General features: G+C 53.4%; 14 protein-coding genes. 4 read left to right on the top strand and 10 right to left on the bottom strand.

Annotated features, from left to right (window positions below; genetic code table 11):
• Position 1: 1 nt before the first annotated feature.
• From G5B47_RS19630 to G5B47_RS19645, 4 genes are all read right to left on the bottom strand, one after another.
• On the bottom strand, positions 2–772 hold the full coding sequence (locus G5B47_RS19630) for a PTS mannose/fructose/sorbose transporter subunit IIC (RefSeq protein ID WP_165101695.1): 771 nt from the start codon (positions 770–772) through the stop codon (positions 2–4).
• 29 nt (positions 773–801) lie between these two features.
• Positions 802–1284 carry a mannose/fructose/sorbose PTS transporter subunit IIB gene (locus G5B47_RS19635; protein ID WP_025334327.1) on the bottom strand — a complete coding sequence of 161 codons (483 nt, stop codon included), beginning with the start codon at positions 1282–1284 and terminating at the stop codon, positions 802–804.
• Between the two features lies 1 nt (position 1285).
• Positions 1286–1705 (bottom strand): PTS sugar transporter subunit IIA, encoded by a 420-nt coding sequence (locus G5B47_RS19640; RefSeq protein WP_165101697.1) that lies wholly within the window; start codon positions 1703–1705, stop codon positions 1286–1288.
• 199 nt (positions 1706–1904) lie between these two features.
• Complete coding sequence (locus G5B47_RS19645; RefSeq protein ID WP_165101699.1) at positions 1905–4694, bottom strand: sigma-54-dependent transcriptional regulator; 2790 nt, start codon at positions 4692–4694, stop codon at positions 1905–1907.
• Between the two features lie 275 nt (positions 4695–4969).
• Between G5B47_RS19645 and rpoN the strand changes: the two genes are divergently transcribed.
• The 3 genes from rpoN to G5B47_RS19660 all read left to right on the top strand — a co-directional run bounded on the left by rpoN (position 4970) and on the right by G5B47_RS19660 (position 8919).
• The gene (rpoN, locus tag G5B47_RS19650; RefSeq protein WP_165101790.1) at positions 4970–6310 is read left to right on the top strand and encodes an RNA polymerase factor sigma-54; all 1341 of its coding nucleotides are present in this window, start codon (positions 4970–4972) and stop codon (positions 6308–6310) included.
• A gap of 256 nt (positions 6311–6566) precedes the next feature.
• On the top strand, positions 6567–7817 hold the full coding sequence (locus tag G5B47_RS19655; protein WP_165101701.1) for an FprA family A-type flavoprotein: 1251 nt from the start codon (positions 6567–6569) through the stop codon (positions 7815–7817).
• Between the two features lie 274 nt (positions 7818–8091).
• Positions 8092–8919, top strand: coding sequence for a carbonic anhydrase (locus G5B47_RS19660; protein ID WP_165101703.1), 828 nt, complete (start codon positions 8092–8094; stop codon positions 8917–8919).
• 162 nt (positions 8920–9081) lie between these two features.
• On the opposite strand, the gene G5B47_RS19665 is transcribed toward G5B47_RS19660, so the two are convergent.
• From G5B47_RS19665 to G5B47_RS19685, 5 genes are all read right to left on the bottom strand, one after another.
• Positions 9082–9471, bottom strand: coding sequence for a GIY-YIG nuclease family protein (locus G5B47_RS19665; RefSeq protein ID WP_165101706.1), 390 nt, complete (start codon positions 9469–9471; stop codon positions 9082–9084).
• A 31-nt stretch (positions 9472–9502) separates the two neighbouring features.
• The gene (locus tag G5B47_RS19670; protein ID WP_165101708.1) at positions 9503–9982 is read right to left on the bottom strand and encodes a DUF6530 family protein; all 480 of its coding nucleotides are present in this window, start codon (positions 9980–9982) and stop codon (positions 9503–9505) included.
• 210 nt (positions 9983–10192) lie between these two features.
• Positions 10193–13426 (bottom strand): coiled-coil domain-containing protein, encoded by a 3234-nt coding sequence (locus G5B47_RS19675; RefSeq protein WP_165101710.1) that lies wholly within the window; start codon positions 13424–13426, stop codon positions 10193–10195.
• Positions 13423–14103 (bottom strand): hypothetical protein, encoded by a 681-nt coding sequence (locus tag G5B47_RS19680; protein ID WP_165101712.1) that lies wholly within the window; start codon positions 14101–14103, stop codon positions 13423–13425. The genes G5B47_RS19675 and G5B47_RS19680 overlap by 4 nt, the downstream gene beginning before the upstream one ends.
• Complete coding sequence (locus tag G5B47_RS19685) at positions 14018–15481, bottom strand: hypothetical protein (RefSeq protein ID WP_206107448.1); 1464 nt, start codon at positions 15479–15481, stop codon at positions 14018–14020. The genes G5B47_RS19680 and G5B47_RS19685 overlap by 86 nt, the downstream gene beginning before the upstream one ends.
• Positions 15482–15823: 342 nt before the next feature.
• On the opposite strand from G5B47_RS19685, the gene G5B47_RS19690 reads away from it, so the two are divergent.
• Complete coding sequence (locus tag G5B47_RS19690) at positions 15824–16573, top strand: YqjF family protein (RefSeq protein ID WP_165101714.1); 750 nt, start codon at positions 15824–15826, stop codon at positions 16571–16573.
• Between the two features lie 75 nt (positions 16574–16648).
• On the opposite strand, the gene G5B47_RS19695 is transcribed toward G5B47_RS19690, so the two are convergent.
• Entirely contained in the window at positions 16649–17110 is a 462-nt protein-coding gene (locus G5B47_RS19695; protein WP_165101716.1) for a VOC family protein, read from the bottom strand.
• Between the last annotated feature and the right edge of the window lie 103 nt (positions 17111–17213).

Here is a 17213-nt window from a genome sequence, read left to right on the forward strand (position 1 = left end):
GCTACAGCTCATCGATTTCTTCGACCGCCGCGCTCTGCGCGTTATATTTCGGATTCAACTGGATGTACAGGATGGCCAGAACCGCGCCTACAATACCGAAGCCGACGAGGTTAATGCCGGTAAAGGCCGCAACGACAAAGCCCAGGAAGAAGAAAGGCATCAGGTACCGGGCGGACATCATGTTGATAACCATGGCATAACCGACGACTACGATAAATCCGCCCGCAATTTGCAGGCCTCTCGTAACAACTTCAGGAATCGCATCCAGCAGGCTCGAAACGAGTCCCGTTTCTGCTGCAACCGCTACCAAAACAGCCGGTAGTGCGACGCGCAGACCTTGGAGCAGCAGCGCTATAAAGTGGCATAGCTCAATTCCCCTGAAATTCGATGATTCCGCATATTTATCCGCCAAATGCTGGAAGAATACGGTGATCGTCCGGACAAAAATGGTAAGCACCTGGCCTGCGGCCGCAATCGGTATAGCGACGGCAATACCGGCGCCTATCGATTGATGACCCACGATGACAAGGATCGTCGAAACCACACTCGCGAGCGCGGCGTCGGGAGCCATGGATGCGCCGACGTTCATCCAGCCCAGCGCCATAAGCTCCAATGTACCGCCAAGAATAATCCCGGTCTTGATATCGCCGAGGACCAGACCGATCAGCGTGCACGCAATCAGCGGACGATGCGTCTGTCCTTCGTCGAGTACACTGCCCATGCCGCATATGGCCGCAACAATCGCTACCATTACGATTTCAAAAGTACTCATGTTATAACCCCTCTCTTATTTCCTTTTGACTATAAATCCTGAATCTTGGACATCAGATTCACCTTTGGATCGCTGGCGACTTTTCTGATTTCCAATTCGATTCCCTTTTCATGAAGCTTGCGGAACGCTTCGACGTCCTGCTTGTCGACCGATACCGCTCCGGTAATCTGTGTCTTGCCCTCTTTATAGCACATGCCGCCGACATTCACCGATTTGAACGGCACCCCTCCTTCCACCACCCGCACTACGTCGGTCGGGTTGGTAAACAGGAACAAGGTTTTGAAGTCGGCATACTTTGGATTGTTGTAGGCCTCGATCGCTTTATCTATGGTAACGACATACGCCTTGATCCCCGGAGGAGACACTTGCAGCAGCAGGGTCTTCCGCAATGTATCCGCTGCCACTTCATCGCTCACCGCGATAATTTTGTTACACTTCGTTTCTTTAACCCAAACCGTAGCAACTTGACCGTGAATCAGGCGGTCGTCAATCCGAACAAATGAAATTTCCATCTTACAACTCCTCCTCTGCTTGACTATCTCTTATGCTGCGGAACGATTTCATTGAATCACGGCCAGCGTCGATCGCCAGTTGAGCCAATCCTTCCAGATGCTCCGATGAACGGTTGACCAGAACATCAACAACCATAGGCAGGTTCACTCCGGATACAATGTCTATGTTCTCATAACCGGCAGCAATCCGGCTGGCGGCGTTGTAAGGGCTGCCACCAAACAAATCGACAAGAAAAATAGCGCCGTCGCTCCAATCAAGCGTTTCCAAAGCTGCTTTGAATTTATCGACAAGCCCGCTAACGCTTTCACCGGGTTCAAATGTAACTCCCGCCACATTTTCCAACTGTCCGTAAACCATCGATGTCGACCTCAGCAGCTCTTCCGAAAATTTCCCATGTGTGCCAACAATAACTCCAATCATTTACTTCACCTCCTTGAATTGCCCTTCGTCCATATTAAATATGCAAGACCCGTGCCAAACTTCTGTATCGCCCAAAAATATTTTATAAAAAACAAAAATCCCCGCTGTATCGGGGATTTCCGTTCGATAGAAAACACAAGTTTTTGGTTCTATTTTTTATCGGTCATACACAAATGTAAACGCTTCATACTCTAGGCTTCTATATTGGGGTTGTTTTATATACATCGCTCAACATTTCGCAAATATAATATTTTTCATCATCGGTCAGGGTCAAATTAATACCTGAGGCGAAAATGCCGCAGGCCCGGTTCACCGCAGTCATAATTTGAGGATCGAGCGTCTCCGTCTCCCCCCGGTAAACCAGCCCGTCATGGATAACCATCCGCTCCAGCGCGTGGGCCGTATGAATGGCAAGCTGGACTTTCATCGCATATTCAAATTCGATCTTAAGTTCCTGTTCCAGCTCCTGAACGAATTTCATCAAGGTTCCCAATATTTTATGGGGATTCAGGTACGTCAGAAATTCCTTCAGACTGTCCTCGCACAAATCCTTGATGACGACGCTCTCGCTTGCCTGCACTACAGGCAGCTCATGATTCAGGAGCAGCTCCCGCAGCAGCTCTTCGCCGCTTGCTTCAAGCAGCTGCTCTAGTGGAATGAACGGAACGGTCTTGTCGCCTGGACGCTTTACTCCAATAACAGCCAGAACGTCCTGTTTGGCCTGCAGCTCTTTGACCACCTTGTCGAGTTCTCTGATTCCCGCCGGGATTACCGTTATTTTCTTCTCAGTAAGGTCGTACACGATTTTTTCCACAAATTCCTTAACCTTGATCGCGGCGCCTCGGCCGGAAGAGCAGACCGTGACAATGACCTTGTTATCCAATATGGCATTCACTGAAGCATCAATATTGTTATAGCCTCTGAAATCCTTCAGCGACCGGTAAATGTCCTCAAGCTCCATATCGAGTATGCTGGCTTTTCTCACGGCTTCAAGCGTAAGCGGCGTGGACACCATGTCGATCGTCTTGACCTTGATTCCGACCCGTTCCATGATGGTTGCTTCAAAGCTGAGCAGGGAGCCCATATCCACCAGCATCAGCACCCCTCTGCCGCTGTCGATGCTCTTCACCTTGTCGATAATTATCTCCAAAATCTCTCTTGGGCTGACATCAAGCGGCATATCGACTGCGCAAATATTCGAGCTGCCAAGGAGACTGTCTACAACGCCGACGATGCTGCTCGCCGTACTGTTGCCGTGCGCGGCCACAATAATTCCCACATTGCCCTGACGCTCCTCCTCCACCGATTTGAGCAGGATCGCCACATACGTAACCTCGGCTCCGGGCACGTCGATTCCGAACCGGGCTTCGATCATGTCCTTGATGGTCAAGGCCACTCTGTATTCTTCATCATTCTGGTTAACGGGATCGTAGACAGGCTTGCCGCCGTATTTTTTCTCCCGAATCCGCTTGAGAAAGGCGCTCAAATGAAGACTGAAGGCATAGACGAACCGCTCGCTGCATTTTCGGTCCAGCTCCTCCTCCACCAGCAGCTTCACCTGCTCGGCAAATTCAAGAACTTCATTGTCGACGATCTTGAGAATACGTTCCCGGCTTCCCTTCAGATTGTAGAACCGGTTATAGAAGCTTTTGATATGGATGTTGACGTCCGTGGTGATGAACCGATTAATGTAGCTGTCGTCCAGACCTTCGTCCTTGAGCAGGCTTATTTTGTCCTCTATCAGCTTGTACAGGTTGAACGGCGGCTCCAGTACGTCCTCTTCTTCCGTTACATGGCTGCCCTCCGGCGTAATGTACAGCTGGGATGCAATCGCTCCGAATTCCTCAATCTCCCTGCGGTTCTTCCCAATGTTGAACAGACCTTCCCGGATATTGCCCGGCAGCAGTTTGAAGTCGAGAATAATTTCATCGCGATTCTCGCGGATGCTGTTCAGAAACCCTTTGGCGCAAACGAGCTGGATATTCGATTTAAGCTGCCCGATATTGCCGTAGGTGACACTACCGATCAGCGCTTTGACGACCTCGGATTCGACCTTGATCGGCTTGTTGACCCGAAGCGCCTCGCTCTCTAGCAGATGCTTCAGAATCTGAAGCTGCTCCGCGGGCGTGCGTTCCTGCAAAGGAGGAATGTTGATGGTGATCGGGATGCGCCGGATAAAGGTCTTCAGCATGGAAGAGCCCGGATCTTCCGTCGTGGCTGCAACAAGCAGCACATTCGCACTCCGGTTCCGCTCCGATTCCCCGAGCTTGTTGTACGTGTGCGTATCCATGAAATAGAAAATCATTTCCTGGCCTTCCGGCGGCAGGCGGTGAATCTCGTCGAGAAACAGAATGCCTCCGTCCGCTTTTTCCACGAGCCCCTTTTTTTCCGAATCGGCTCCGGTAAAGGCCCCTTTGACATGGCCGAAAATATGGGAAATCAGCAGCTGGGGATTGTTGTAATAATCCGCGCAGTTGAATACGATAAAGGGGGACTCCTCGGAAAACCGCTTCATATGCTTGCCGTAGTTGTACATCAGCCTGGCAAACAGCGTCTTGCCGACCCCTGTCTGACCCACAATCAGCGTATGCAAGCCTCTCGGCGGGTACAAAATGGCAGCCTTTCCCTGCTCGACCTGATTGCGCATGCTGGCCTTGAAGCCGATCAGGGAATGGAACGGATCAACCTGTTCCCCGGGCCGCAGGATCTCATCCAGACTCCCGACCTCAATCTGCTTCTCTTTGAGCTGAATCCGGAAGATCTCCTCAACCGTCTGCTTATGCAGAAATTTCACCGGTCTTCCCTTGATTTTAATGATTTGGTCGGCGCGGAGAAGGTCGCTCAGCTCTTTGCTCACATTGTTTCTCAGCATGTTCTGATGAGCGGCGATTTCCGCCGCGGTAATCCCTCCGTCGTACAGCAAATGTTCCTCGGCAAGCTTTTTGGTATGCTCTGCAATATATTCTAAAATCTTATCGATTCTTTTCATTTGCACACCTCCTGTCGTCATTCTCTTCGCAGTAAGCGCTTACTAATATAAAATACTTTAGATATCCAGTATATATGAACCGGGAATGAATCTCTATTTAAAAACGCACCCTATAAAAATGTGACAGATTCAATGTGCAAAAGCAACACTAAAAAAGTGCAAATAAAAGCTCCTGATTGGCAGGAAACTTGCATCGGATTCGCGAAGTCTTTTTCTACTATAGATAACTGACACGGTAATGGCCCGCTGTGTTGTTCCCGAAGGAGCTGTGACAGATCATGATACGATTCGGATTAAAGCAAGAACAGACCTTGAAGCTGACAATGACGCCCGAGCTGAGGCAGGCCATCCAGATTCTGCAATACTCTTCGGCCGATCTGATGTCCTACTTGCGCGAACAGGCGAATGAAAATCCGGTGATCGATCTGAAGGAATACGATCTTTCCATGTCGGGTGCAAGCAGCGGGCAGGAACGGACAGGGAAAGATTATTCCAAGTCAAAAAGCGAAAATTCCGTTGACCTTTTGGAATGGATCGCCGAACCGGCGGACACGCTGTATAAGCATCTGCAAGCGCAGCTGGGACTGGTTCGCGGCCTGACCGGCATCCGGCGGAAGACGGCACTGTATCTTATCGGCAATCTGAATGAAAAAGGGTATCTGGAAACGGACGCGCCGGAGGCCGCCCGGGTGCTGGGTATTCCCGCTCACGAAGTCCTGGACACCCTTGCCCTGTTACAGAGCTTCGAGCCGGCCGGGATTGCCGCCCGCAGTCTGGAGGAATGCCTGCTTCTGCAGCTTCGGCGCAGCGGCCAGGATGATCCACTTGCCGTAGCCATAGTTCAACGACATTTGAACGATTTGGCCTGCAATCGGTTGCAAAAAATGTCGGATGCGCTCGGTGCCTCCATTCCCGTGATCCAGGAAACGGCCGACAAGATACGCAGGCTGAATCCGTCTCCAGGTGCAGCGTTCGCCCTTAACGAGCAGCAGTACATCGTCGCTGATATAACAGTAGAACAAACGGGCAGCGGGTACGCGGTCCGTCTGAGCGACATCGGCGCTCCGCAGGTCGCGGTCAACCCCCATTACCGGCAAATGCTGAGAAATCTCCCCCAACAGGAGGAGACCCGCCAATTTATCCATGACAAGTACACCACCGCCAATTGGCTGATGAAAAGTCTGGAGCAGCGCCGTCAGACGTTGACACGCGTCGCCGAGGCCATAGTGGACATGCAGCGCGATTTTTTTGACGAGGGCATTCACGGTCTTAAACCGCTTACCCAAAAAGAAATCGCCGAAAGAACCGGCCTGCACGAATCGACGGTCAGCCGGGCGGTCAGCAATAAATACATGCAGACGCCGCGCGGTCTGTTCGAATTAAAATATTTCTTCACCTCCGCTCTCGCCTCGGCGGACGGGGAATCCGCTTCCTCGGAAAGCGTCAAAAGACGGATCAAACAGCTGATCGATGATGAGGACAAACGCAAACCGCTGGCCGATCAGACAATTGCCGAATTACTTGCCAGGGAAGGACTGGAGATTTCCCGCCGAACTGTGGCGAAATACCGGGAAGAAATGCGGATTTCTTCCTCCGCCAAACGAAAACGGTTTTGAAATAAAGGCTTGTTCTCTATTTTGTCATATTTTTCGAGCTTTCTTGTCCGGCTGCTTATAATGCACGAAAAACCCCCACAATTGCTAATAATTATTTGAAAAATTGCCCAATCCCGGCCCAACCGATGTGATATTTATTTACATGACTTTCTTGAAATCTTTCTCCGATTTCTGAAAACATGATTTTTATCAATTATTTTATGGACCGGTATTGGTATATTATTAGAAAAATTTTAGGCATGTGGAGGGAATACCGATGTATTATGTACAAGAAATCACATCCGATATATTTTGGGTGGGCGGAACCGACAAAAGACTGGAACGCTTCGAGAATATGTTCCCGCTCCCTCAGGGGGTTTCCTATAATTCCCATTTGATTATGGACGAAAAAACCGCGCTCATGGATACAGTGGATGCCGCGATCAGCGCCCAGTTTCTGGAGAATATCGAGCATGTGCTGAACGGCCGTTCCCTGGACTATCTGGTTGTGGGACATATGGAGCCCGACCATTGCGCCAATATCGAAGAGCTGCTGCGCCGCTATCCTGATCTGAAGATCGTCGGCAACAAAAAGACGTTCCAGTTCATGGAGCAGTTCTATACATTCAGCAAGCCGGACAACTACCTCATCGTTAAAGACGGGGACGAGCTTCCGCTCGGCAGACGCACGCTGCGTTTCTTCATGGCTCCGTTCGTCCATTGGCCGGAGGTCATGTTCTCGTACGAAGTTTCGGAGAAAATTCTGTTCTCCGCCGACGCCTTTGGCTGCTTCGGGTCGCTTTCGGGAAATATTTTTGCCGATCAGACGGATTTTGAAGGGGTATACCTCGACGAGTCCCGCCGCTACTACTCCAATATTGTCGGCAAATACGGGCCGCAGGTGCAGACGGTGCTGAAGAAGCTGGCCAAGCTGGAGATCGAGATGATCGTTCCGCTGCACGGCCCGATCTGGCGCGAGAATCTGCCTTATATCATTGACAAATACCAGCATTGGAGCACCTATCAGCCGGAGAAGAAGGGCGTTGTTCTCGTCTATGCATCCATGTACGGCAATACGGAAAATGTGATGAACCTAATCGCGGGCAAGCTTGCCGCCAAGGGGGTTCAGGACATCCGCATGTATGATGTGTCCAAAACCCATCCGTCCTATATTATCGCGGACGCCTGGAAGTTCAGCCATCTCGTATTCGGCTCGCCGACCTACAACCTTGGGTTGTATCACGGCATGCAGGCCCTGCTTCATGAAATGGCGTCTTTGAACCTGCAGAACCGCAAAGTGTCTCTGGTCGGCAACTACACCTGGGCGAATGCCGCGGTCAGAGACATGACGGAAATTCTCGAGAGTATGAAGAAAATCGAGTTCATCGGCGAGCCATTCGAAATTCAATCCGCGCTCAAAGCGGAGCAGCTCCCCGAGCTGGACCAACTGGTCGAGGCCATCTACGCTTCCCTGAACACCGATTCGGCGGAGCTGGTTGCTGAAGGCGCCGGAACAAGCGCGAATTAATTTAGATAAATATCCAAGCAGGAATTTTGTCATTGTCATTTACCAAGCTGCCCCTAAGTCATGGGGACTAACTCCGTCTAATAGGCGGGGGCGGTCCTATGACGTTAGGAGCGGCTTTTCTTTTTGATTGGGAAGATGAAAGCCCTTCCTTCTCGTGAAGTCCCGCCGATGAATCGCCATCATAAATGGGACCGAACGCCCTTGTTCCTGTATTTTCCATTCGGTAAAATAAGCAGAGTGTGCACAAATACATAATATGGAAGAAGGAATGAGGATGCGTTCAACCACTAAGTATTCCCGGCTCTTACTCTCCGGACTAATGCTCGGCGGTCTGCTGGCAGGCTGTGCAGACCGGGAGCAATCGGGACAAAGCCCGGAGGACAGGCAGCCGGTGCAGGGGACCGGGGCCAAGACGATTCACTGGTCCTATGAGGGAGAGACTTCTCCCGAATATTGGGGGGAGCTTAGCGAAGATTTCAAGACCTGCGAAGCCGGGAAGAAACAGTCGCCGATCGATATTAAGGACGACGATGTGGTAAAAGACGCAAGTCTTTCAGCGGTTCAGGTCCATTATTCGCCTTCGGAGGTGTCTCTGGTCAACAACGGCCATACCATTCAGGTAACCGTCAAAGGGCAGGGAAACAATATCGTTCTCGAGGGCAAGACCTACACGCTGAAGCAGTTTCATTTTCATTTGCCAAGCGAGCACGAAGTAGGCGGCAAGCACAGCGAGATGGAATTACATTTTGTTCACCAGAGCGCAGATGGAGAATTTGCCGTTCTGGGCGTACTGATTAACAGCGGCGCAGAGAACTCGGAGCTGAACAAGCTGTGGTCTCGGCTCCCTCAGAAAGAAAGCGAAGAGGCAACGGAAGTCGAGGGCAAGTTCGATCTGAGCGCCCTGCTTCCGGCAAATCTTCACTCCTACCGCTACCAAGGCTCGCTGACCACACCGCCGTGCACCGAAGGGGTGCAGTGGATCGTTCTGCAGGAGCAGGTGGAATGGTCCGCCGACCAGATCGCCGCGTTCCGCAGCATTTTCCCGCATGATAACCGCCCGGTCCAGCCGCTGGACGGCCGCAAACTGGAGACGGAAGGGTAACTCTCAGCCGGAAGCAAACAAAAGACCGTATTCCCGGTAGTGGGACGGTCTTTTGCCATTTTATGAGACAATCGGGTTCATTGTGTTTTTAAGATGCCGGGACCGCCTTAGGACTCGTGCCTATCATCGTGATCCAGCCGGACCGCTTTAGCTGTGGCCTTTTTATTTCCGCTTCGGCTTGTTGTACCCCTTGTCCCCGAAGGGCTCAAGCTTCTCGATCCACAGCTCAAGTAACGCGTCCACCTCTTGCTGGTATTCGTTAAGTTCTGATATGTCGTTCATCGTTTCCTCGCGCGGTTTGATAAGGTCCAGTTCCTCGAACACGAAGCTGTCGCCGCCATAGACTTTCCAATCGGACTGCAGCTCATGGATCGAGTTCAAATTCGATTGCTGCATGAAGGCCAGCCGGTTGCGGGCCCCGGTCAAATCCATGCTGCCGAGCACCAATATTTTGCCGTTCTTTACATTTCGAATCTGGTAAACGCCCATCGGGCGAAAAGACTGCGCATACGCCGCGGCAAGCTCTTTCTTCTTCTGTTTATCAAGTGCCACTTATTCTGCCTCCTATCCTTCTTCGGACCGTTTAATAACCCATTTCCTTCAAAATTACCGACAGCGTCTTCAGACGTTCCCCAATCAGTTCCCCGTCATCGCTGAGCGCCTGGCTGAACAGCTTGATATCTTCATGGATTCTGTCGTTGTCCGTGCATACGGAGACGGTCATCGCATCTCCCTGTAATCCCACCCGGTCAATAACCGGATTCTCGGGATCGTACAGCTCCGGATACTGGTAGGCCTCCCGGAAATGAACCATGCTGCGCGTGACCAGAATGGCCAGATCTAGCACACGATGCAGCGGCAGCTCCTCTGATTGTCTGGACCACTTCTCACCGGTGTACCGCCACACTTTGGCCGAAATATCGACTTTCCCGCGGTCGTTCCATTGGGCCAAGCCTAACGAAAGCCCTTTGGCGTCCGATTGATTCGCATATCTGCCGTCGACATGTTCATAATTCTCCGATACGATAACCGGTTTATGCTTAAGCGTTGTTGGAATTTTCATTTTCATTGATCTCCTGTCGTCAGTTCAATTTCTCGATTTACTAATTTACTAAATTACTAAATTACTAAATTAGTAACAGTGACATCATATCCCAATCTACGCTTGCAGTCAATCCGAATTCTCATTCCCATAAAAAAACGCCCGTGCGCCCTCAACGGGCGCTCCAAGCGTCAATGTCCATTTATTATTCGTGCTTTCTTTGTCCGAACTTTAAACTTTGACCACCGCTTTTTTCTTGATGCGGATCACCGCGCTTTGGGGAACCCTCGCGTCATGATATACGACAAACGCTTCGTTAAAATGCCGCAGATAATCCGACTCATGGGATTTCGGAGACAGGATGATCATTTTTCTCGACAGCTCCTGCTCGTACAGCTCGAACACCTTGGACTTTCTGCCCTCGTCCAGGGCGCTGTCGAATTCGTCCAGCACGATGAATCCCGGCTCCGCCTCAATTGTCTTGAGCAGAGAAAGGGCGAACAGCAGCGAGCTCAGCGATTCCTCCCCGCCGGACACCCCTTTGCCGACCCGTCCTCCGCGGCCCTTTATGCCGATTTCCTCCAGCGGTCCCCGGTGGCCCTGCTTTCTGGCCCTGATGTTCAGGTAATACTTTACGTTTCCCTGTTTCATCTCCTGCAGCTCCCAGCTTACTTCGCCGTCAAACGAGAACAGATCCATATACCGGGTAAACCGGCTGTTAATCTGCTTGATTTCATAATCGGTCGTGCTGATCAGCTTCGCTTCAAGCTCGGCCAGACTCTCCTCCAGCTGGCGCAGAAGCATGCGGGCATTCTGCACCTCCTGCTCGCCCCGCTCGAACTCCAGCCTGACTTTCTCGTAGTTCTCCACGGCGTTCTCGTCTACCGTCTCGGCGATCGCCTGATTTAACTGAACGAGAGCGTCCTCCTTGCGCGCTTTAGCCTGCGCCGGATTCCAGTCGGCCGCCGGAGGAAAATCCGGCGATTCCTCAAGCAGTGCGGCGTATACAGAATCCAGTCGAACGGTCCAGTCGCTGTGAAACCGGCGCTCGGCCGTCCGGCTCTCCTCGGCGACTTCCAGAAGCTCCAGCCCGTCGTTCTTCTCCCGGGTCAGCGCCTCCATCGTCTTGTTCGATTCTTCGATATATTGGAGCTGCTCCCTGACTCTTCTCCTTGCCGATTCCAGCGAGCGGACAAGCCGGTCCGCTTCCTGCTCACGGTCCTGAAGTTCTCTTTCGAGCTTTTGCACCCGCTCGGCCGAAATCTCCAGCTCTCTGCCGAGCTGCCCGAAGCGCTCGATTGCGGAGCTTTCCCGGTCGGCGCGGTCATATACTTGCCGGTAGCCCTCGAGCGCTTCAATCCGGACCGCAAGCTCGGCGGCGGTCCGGTTCAGCTGCCGAGCTTCACCTGCGGATTCGTCCCGGATTTCCGTCCACTTCCGCAGCTCGTCCGTCTTCCGCTCCAGCTCCCGCTTTCTCAAATCCCGCTGGGCAACGTCGCCAACAACCGTCTCCGCTTCCTTGATCTTCTGAAGCACCGAACGGATGAGACCCAGCCGTTCCTCGCATTCCGCCAGTTCCCGGCGTTCGGAATCAAGCTGAAGCTCCAGCTTGTCCAGCTCTTCGCCGGCGTGCTTCATACGCAGCTTGATTCCGCGTGGATGGAGAATCCATTGCCTGTCCTCCTGCGCCCCTCTCCGTCCAAGGGCATCAACAAGCTGGCCGTTTCCGAGCCAAGCTTTCGAGGAAGCGACGCCGGATATCAGGGTTCCGATCCACCATAACGCTTTCTGGGCTGCAGCGTACGTCTTGTCGTCGAGATCTTGTTTCACCCGCAGCCCGAGTGGAGGCAGATCATCCATCGTCCGTTCGGGAACAACGGCCGGCAGCTCGACATGGCAGACATCGGTCGGCGCTGCGAAACTCCGGGCGTCCACAAACAGCGTATACTTGATGGCGTCCAGCCGCTCTTCCCGCTCAAGCGGAACATGCTCGTCCATTTCCAGCAGGTCCGGCAGGGTGTAGACGGTCAGACCTTGGCCGCGCAGGCGGCCGATCGATTTCGCCTGTCTCAAGCTAAGCATCCCGCCGCCCTTCATCAGCGTGAAGACCTCCTCCTTCATAGAGCGGATGCCTTGCTCCAGTTCCCTTCCGCTGTCCAGCAAGGCGGAACGCCGGCTCTCCAGGCTCTCAGCCTCGCGTTCAAGCCCGGCGCTTCCACCGTACTGGGCGAGCATCTTCTTGGCGTCGCCGAGCCTGCGGAAGTCCTCCTCCTGTGCATATTTCAGCCTGCCGACTTCCCCGCTCAGCCGATCCAAATGCGTCTGGGCCTCCCGGTACTTCTCCTCTGTCTCCAGCTCTTTGGCTTCCGTCTCCCGGAGCCTTCCCCGGTCCTGCGCCAACCGTTCTTCGACCTGTGCTCTGGAATAGGGAATCGCCCTCATCTGTTTATCCAGCTCCCGGAGAATATCTTCCAGCTGCCGGTATTCATCACTCAGCCGCTCGCGAAGGGCGCGTTCTTCGTTCGTCTGTCCTTCCAGCTCCGCCAGCAGCCCGTCCAGTTCATTCTTCTGGCGCGTCTTGTCTTCAAGCTCTTCCTGGCAGGACCGATGCTCCTCCTCCAGCCCGATTAATCGCTCCTTTTCAGCTCCCAACCGCTCTTCCAGTCCGCCGATCCGCTCCTTCAGCGCATAGCTTTCCCTGCTGAACAGCCGTTCAAGCGCCGCCGAGGCGGTCAGCGCAGTATGGAGTCCCAGCCTCCGGCGTTCGTTCCTTCCGAGCAGCCGGTCCCGCTCCTGCTGCCAGTTGCCCAGGTTCAGCTTGTGCGAATGCTGGTTACTTTCCGCCGTCTGGAGCGCGGAGAGCGCATCTTTTCGTTCCTCTTTTACCTTCTCCCAATTATGCTGCATCCGGTCAATACCAGTCATTTCGCTGAAGATACGGAAGCGCTCCTCCGGCCGCATGACAGCGAACTGGTTCACATCCTGCTGATACCAGATCAAATAAAAGGCGTCGGGGGCCACCTTATATTTATGCTTCAGCTGCTGGCGGTACTCATGCAGATCATTGGCGCTGTCCCCGGGGGTGTAACGCGTCTCTGTCTCCCATTTCCAGGCTTCTTCCCCTTCGCAAATGTAATACTCCTTGCGCAGTGGCTCCCCGGGCTGCTGCTCCAGATTCAACCGGAAGCCGATGTAAGCTCCAGCATCAACGGGGCTGTCCCCGGTATTGGCAAAAACAAGCTGAATCGCCGCTCGCCACACCCGGTCTGGCGGTAAATTCCGCGAACGCAGCCCTTCCAGATCCACTTTGGAAGAGGCAAGCACCGCTCCAAGGCAGAACGTGATTGTCGATTTTCCCGAGCCGTTCGGCCCGCCTATCAGCACATGATCATCAGCTCCGCCCCATTCCAGCCGGGTATCGGTGAAATCGCGGATGCCGCTAAACTCCAGTGCCCAAGGATTCACATTCCCTCACCTGCCTCGAGATTATAGCGTTTGAAGAACTTTAGTACATCGTCCATATTCAGCTGCTGCGAATGGCTAAACTCGGCAAAACGTTTCAAATAGGAGTCCGAGAACAGCCGGGCCCCGATCGCTGTCAGCGCATAGGCTTCCTCACCCGATGGATGCTCGTATCTGGACACGGCGCCAAGCTTGATAAGCGTGTCAAGGTTCGCAAGTATTTTCCGCCTGACGTCAAGAGACTCATGCCCGAACGCCTCAAGCAGCTGGGTGAACAGTGTGAAATCGTTCCGGAGCACTTCCTGGTGATAAAAAATAAACATCAGCAAGGCCAGGCTTTCGGAAGGCAGCAGCTCTCTGGCCTGTCTGGCGGGAACATGAATCAGCACAACGGCCCGGTCCCGCCGCTCGTCATAGACCAGCCTGTAGTAGCGGGAGACGGCCTGATTCACTCTTTTCAAAAAAGAGACAAACCCCTGCCCGTCATCCGGACTCAGCTTCAATATCTTCATCACTTCCCGTCTGGACAAGCCGAAGGTGTCACTGCGCACCGCCGCCGAGGACGAAAACATGATCTGAACGAACGCATATTCTTCATCGGGACTGAGCACCGCCGTCAGGCGCTCCATCGCTGCCAGCGGCAAATTGCTGTAGCTGCCCTCCAGTTCTTCTGACGACATTTTTTTCTCCCCCTTTATTCATGAGCTGCCACTCCGTCCGGGTTTCGGGCGCCTGAGCATCTCCTTCGCCATCTTCTTCCCGTTCAATCGCCGCCTGTTGGCCGCCTACCAGAGCGGAGACGGCCAGCAGCGCGTTCAAGGCATCGCTCCAGTTCTCCGAACCCGCCTCCAGCACAAGCTTTTCCAGCCCTACCGCTTCCCGCTTCTGTAAAATCCGCTCGACTTCGTCTGTCCGTATCCGTTCTTTGGTCAATTGCCATTCCATCCGGGCCAGATGTTGGCCGATTTCATCTTCGGTCCATTCCTCGGCTTTCGGATAGTCGGGCTCCAGCCGCTCGAGGATCGGCTCGGCCTTGGGCACATACCCTTCGAGATAGCGGACGGTATCCGCGAGCTGAAGATTGGACACCGGGGAGGCGAACTGCACGGGTACCCACATGCCGTCCAACCGTTCTCCGGGGACGCGGTCCTGCTCCAGAAAGCTCAATATTTCATGGCCGCGGGGCTGCTCGGAATCGGATGCTTTGTCAAAGGATTGGATAATGTAGCGGCGAATGGCCTGCGGAGAAATTTCATGCCTGATCTCGGTCTGCTGCAAGCGGGCGAAATGGAGGAATTTATTCAGCGTGCCAAGGGATATCTCCATTCCTTCCCGCATGATTTCCTTGCCTTGTTGAAGCAGGGGCGGCAAGGAATCGGCCTCCTCAACACCTTCGAATGGGCTTAGCCTCTCATTCATCCGGGCGTTCAGCTCCTGCATCAAATCCGCGATAATCCGAATCTGGGGAAGGGCGTTCCGGTCGGCGAGGAGCTCCAGCTGCCGCTCCTTCAGCTTGTCTAGGGCATCCGCCGTGTTGCGAATCATGCTAGCCAGCCGGTCGCCCCCCGAAATCCCTTTGTCGTCGTATGCTTCGCCAAGATCCGCATCCCTTCTTGCCTGGAACAGAGACCGGGCCACATCGTCCTGCATATAGTAAGCGAGCGAATCGTTGGCTAAGCGGATCAGCGTATCTGTCATCCTTTTACCCGCATCCAGCATCGTCAGTCGGCGCTTGCCGCGGCTGATCCAGTTATATTTCTGCAGAACATTCAGCAGGCGGTCCAGGCGGATGCCCGGCTCGTATCCGTACTTGTTCCTGAATCGGTAAAAGAGGGCGTCGGCATCCGCAAGCGGCTCATCCAGCCCCAGCGCCTCCCGCTGAATCAGGTTCAGCATTTTCAACGTTTCCAGCACCTTCAGCGGTTCCTCGAAATGCTCCCGCAGCTCCGCCAGCACGCCCGCAAGCTTGACTAGATCGCGCAGCGATTCCTTGCGAAGATGATCGGGCGCGTCGGTGCCGAATATCGAGATCAGATTTCCGTCCATAGGCGGTTCCACTTCTTGGTATCCCCCATTTCCTTTTCTGCTTGTTTTCCAAGCTCGGGTTAATTCAGGCAAGCGCTTACGCCTTATTCAACTCACAACAGCCTCATACGTGATATAGACCAGCAAAAATCCAAAACCTCAACAATACCCGTCGGCGTTCAAGCTTCCCTGCCATATCCACTATAAAATTCCATATAGGCTGCTGATTTTCCTCCCCCTCTTTAAAGCTGTCAGGATATTTTCCTGCACCAATCAAGGAACTTGGCCGGAAACGCACAGCGATAACGCCCCAACGATAATTAATGTGTCGGGAGGGAAATAATAAAAGGAAAACTCTTGAAGGAGGTACGCTCCGTGGACAACCGGGAGATCCTTGTGCATACAAATCATCGGCCATACCCGCTGCCCAAAGGATCGTGGGCAATGAAGCAGGGCTGGAATCATCTGCTGTTCGCCCACTGGCCGGCGGATGAACGGGAACTGCTGCCTTACGTGCCGAGCGGCCTCGAGCTGGATAAATGGCAAGGTATGCCATGGATCAGCATGTCTCCTTTTCTTGTGAACCCGCTGAGGCTGAGGGGAATTCCTCCCCTTCCTTTGGCAAGCCGTTTCCTGGAGCTGAATGTGCGCACCTACGTTATTCGGAACGGGAAACCGGGCGTTCTGTTTCTTGGCCTTGAAGCCTCCAGCCGGCCGGTTGTCCTGGCAGCGCGCTGGATCGGACACTTGCCCTATCATCACGCGGACATGAAGGGCAGATTTACCGAATCCGGAGTTTCTTTTACAAGCTCAAGACGCACGGGGTCGCAGCAAGCGGCGTTCAGCGCCGAATATCAAGCGGCCGGAGGGGCCCCGTTCCACGCCCGGCTTGGCACGCTTCTCTATTGGCTGACCGAGCGCTACTGCCTGTATACTTCTGATCTGAAGGGACGGCTGTATGAAATGGACATCCATCACCTTCCCTGGCCGTTACAGGAATCTTCTGTTCATCTGAAGACCAACACACTGGCCGAAGCCTATAGAATATCCCTGGACTCCGCTCCTTCGGCCGTCACCTTTACGGATCGTCTGGACGCGCTGATTTGGCCTCTCAAAGAGGTTTGACCGGACCTCCCGATTCGGGAGAGTCCGGTCAAAGGCGATTTTTATGAGCCGGAAACGGGCAAGAAACGCTCCGTCCTATAACCTCTTTAGCGTTTCAATATCCAGCTTGTCCATATGAAGCATTGCGTTCATCACTCTTCCCGCTTTTTCAGCGTCCTTATCCTGCAGGAGCTCTCCCAGAACAGCGGGCACGATTTGCCAGGATAAACCGAACTTGTCCTTCAGCCAGCCGCATCTTTGCTTCTCTCCGCCTTCGGACAGCCGTTCCCACAGCTCGTCGATCTCCTCCTGCGTCTCACAGTTGACGAAGAACGATACCGCCGGGGAAAAAGCAAACTGCGGACCGCCGTTAAGAGCCATAAACGCTTGCCCGTCAAGCTGGAACGTACCGGATATTACCGTCCCCTCCGGCCAAGGTCCTTCTTCCCGGCTTCGCCGGATCTCCTTGATTGAGGAATTCTTAAAGATGGAGGTATAAAAATTCATCGCTTCCTCGGCTTTGCCGTCAAACCATAGAAAAGGGGCAATCTTGGACATCGCATTCAGCTCCTTTTCCACTAATTATATAGAGTGAAAGAGACCAAGTACAACGGCAGGCAGCCGGATCGTCAGGAGTTCTTGCGCTTGAATCCGACCACAT

This window comes from Paenibacillus apii (assembly GCF_011043685.1).
GTDB lineage: Bacteria > Bacillota > Bacilli > Paenibacillales > Paenibacillaceae > Paenibacillus_AQ > Paenibacillus_AQ sabinae.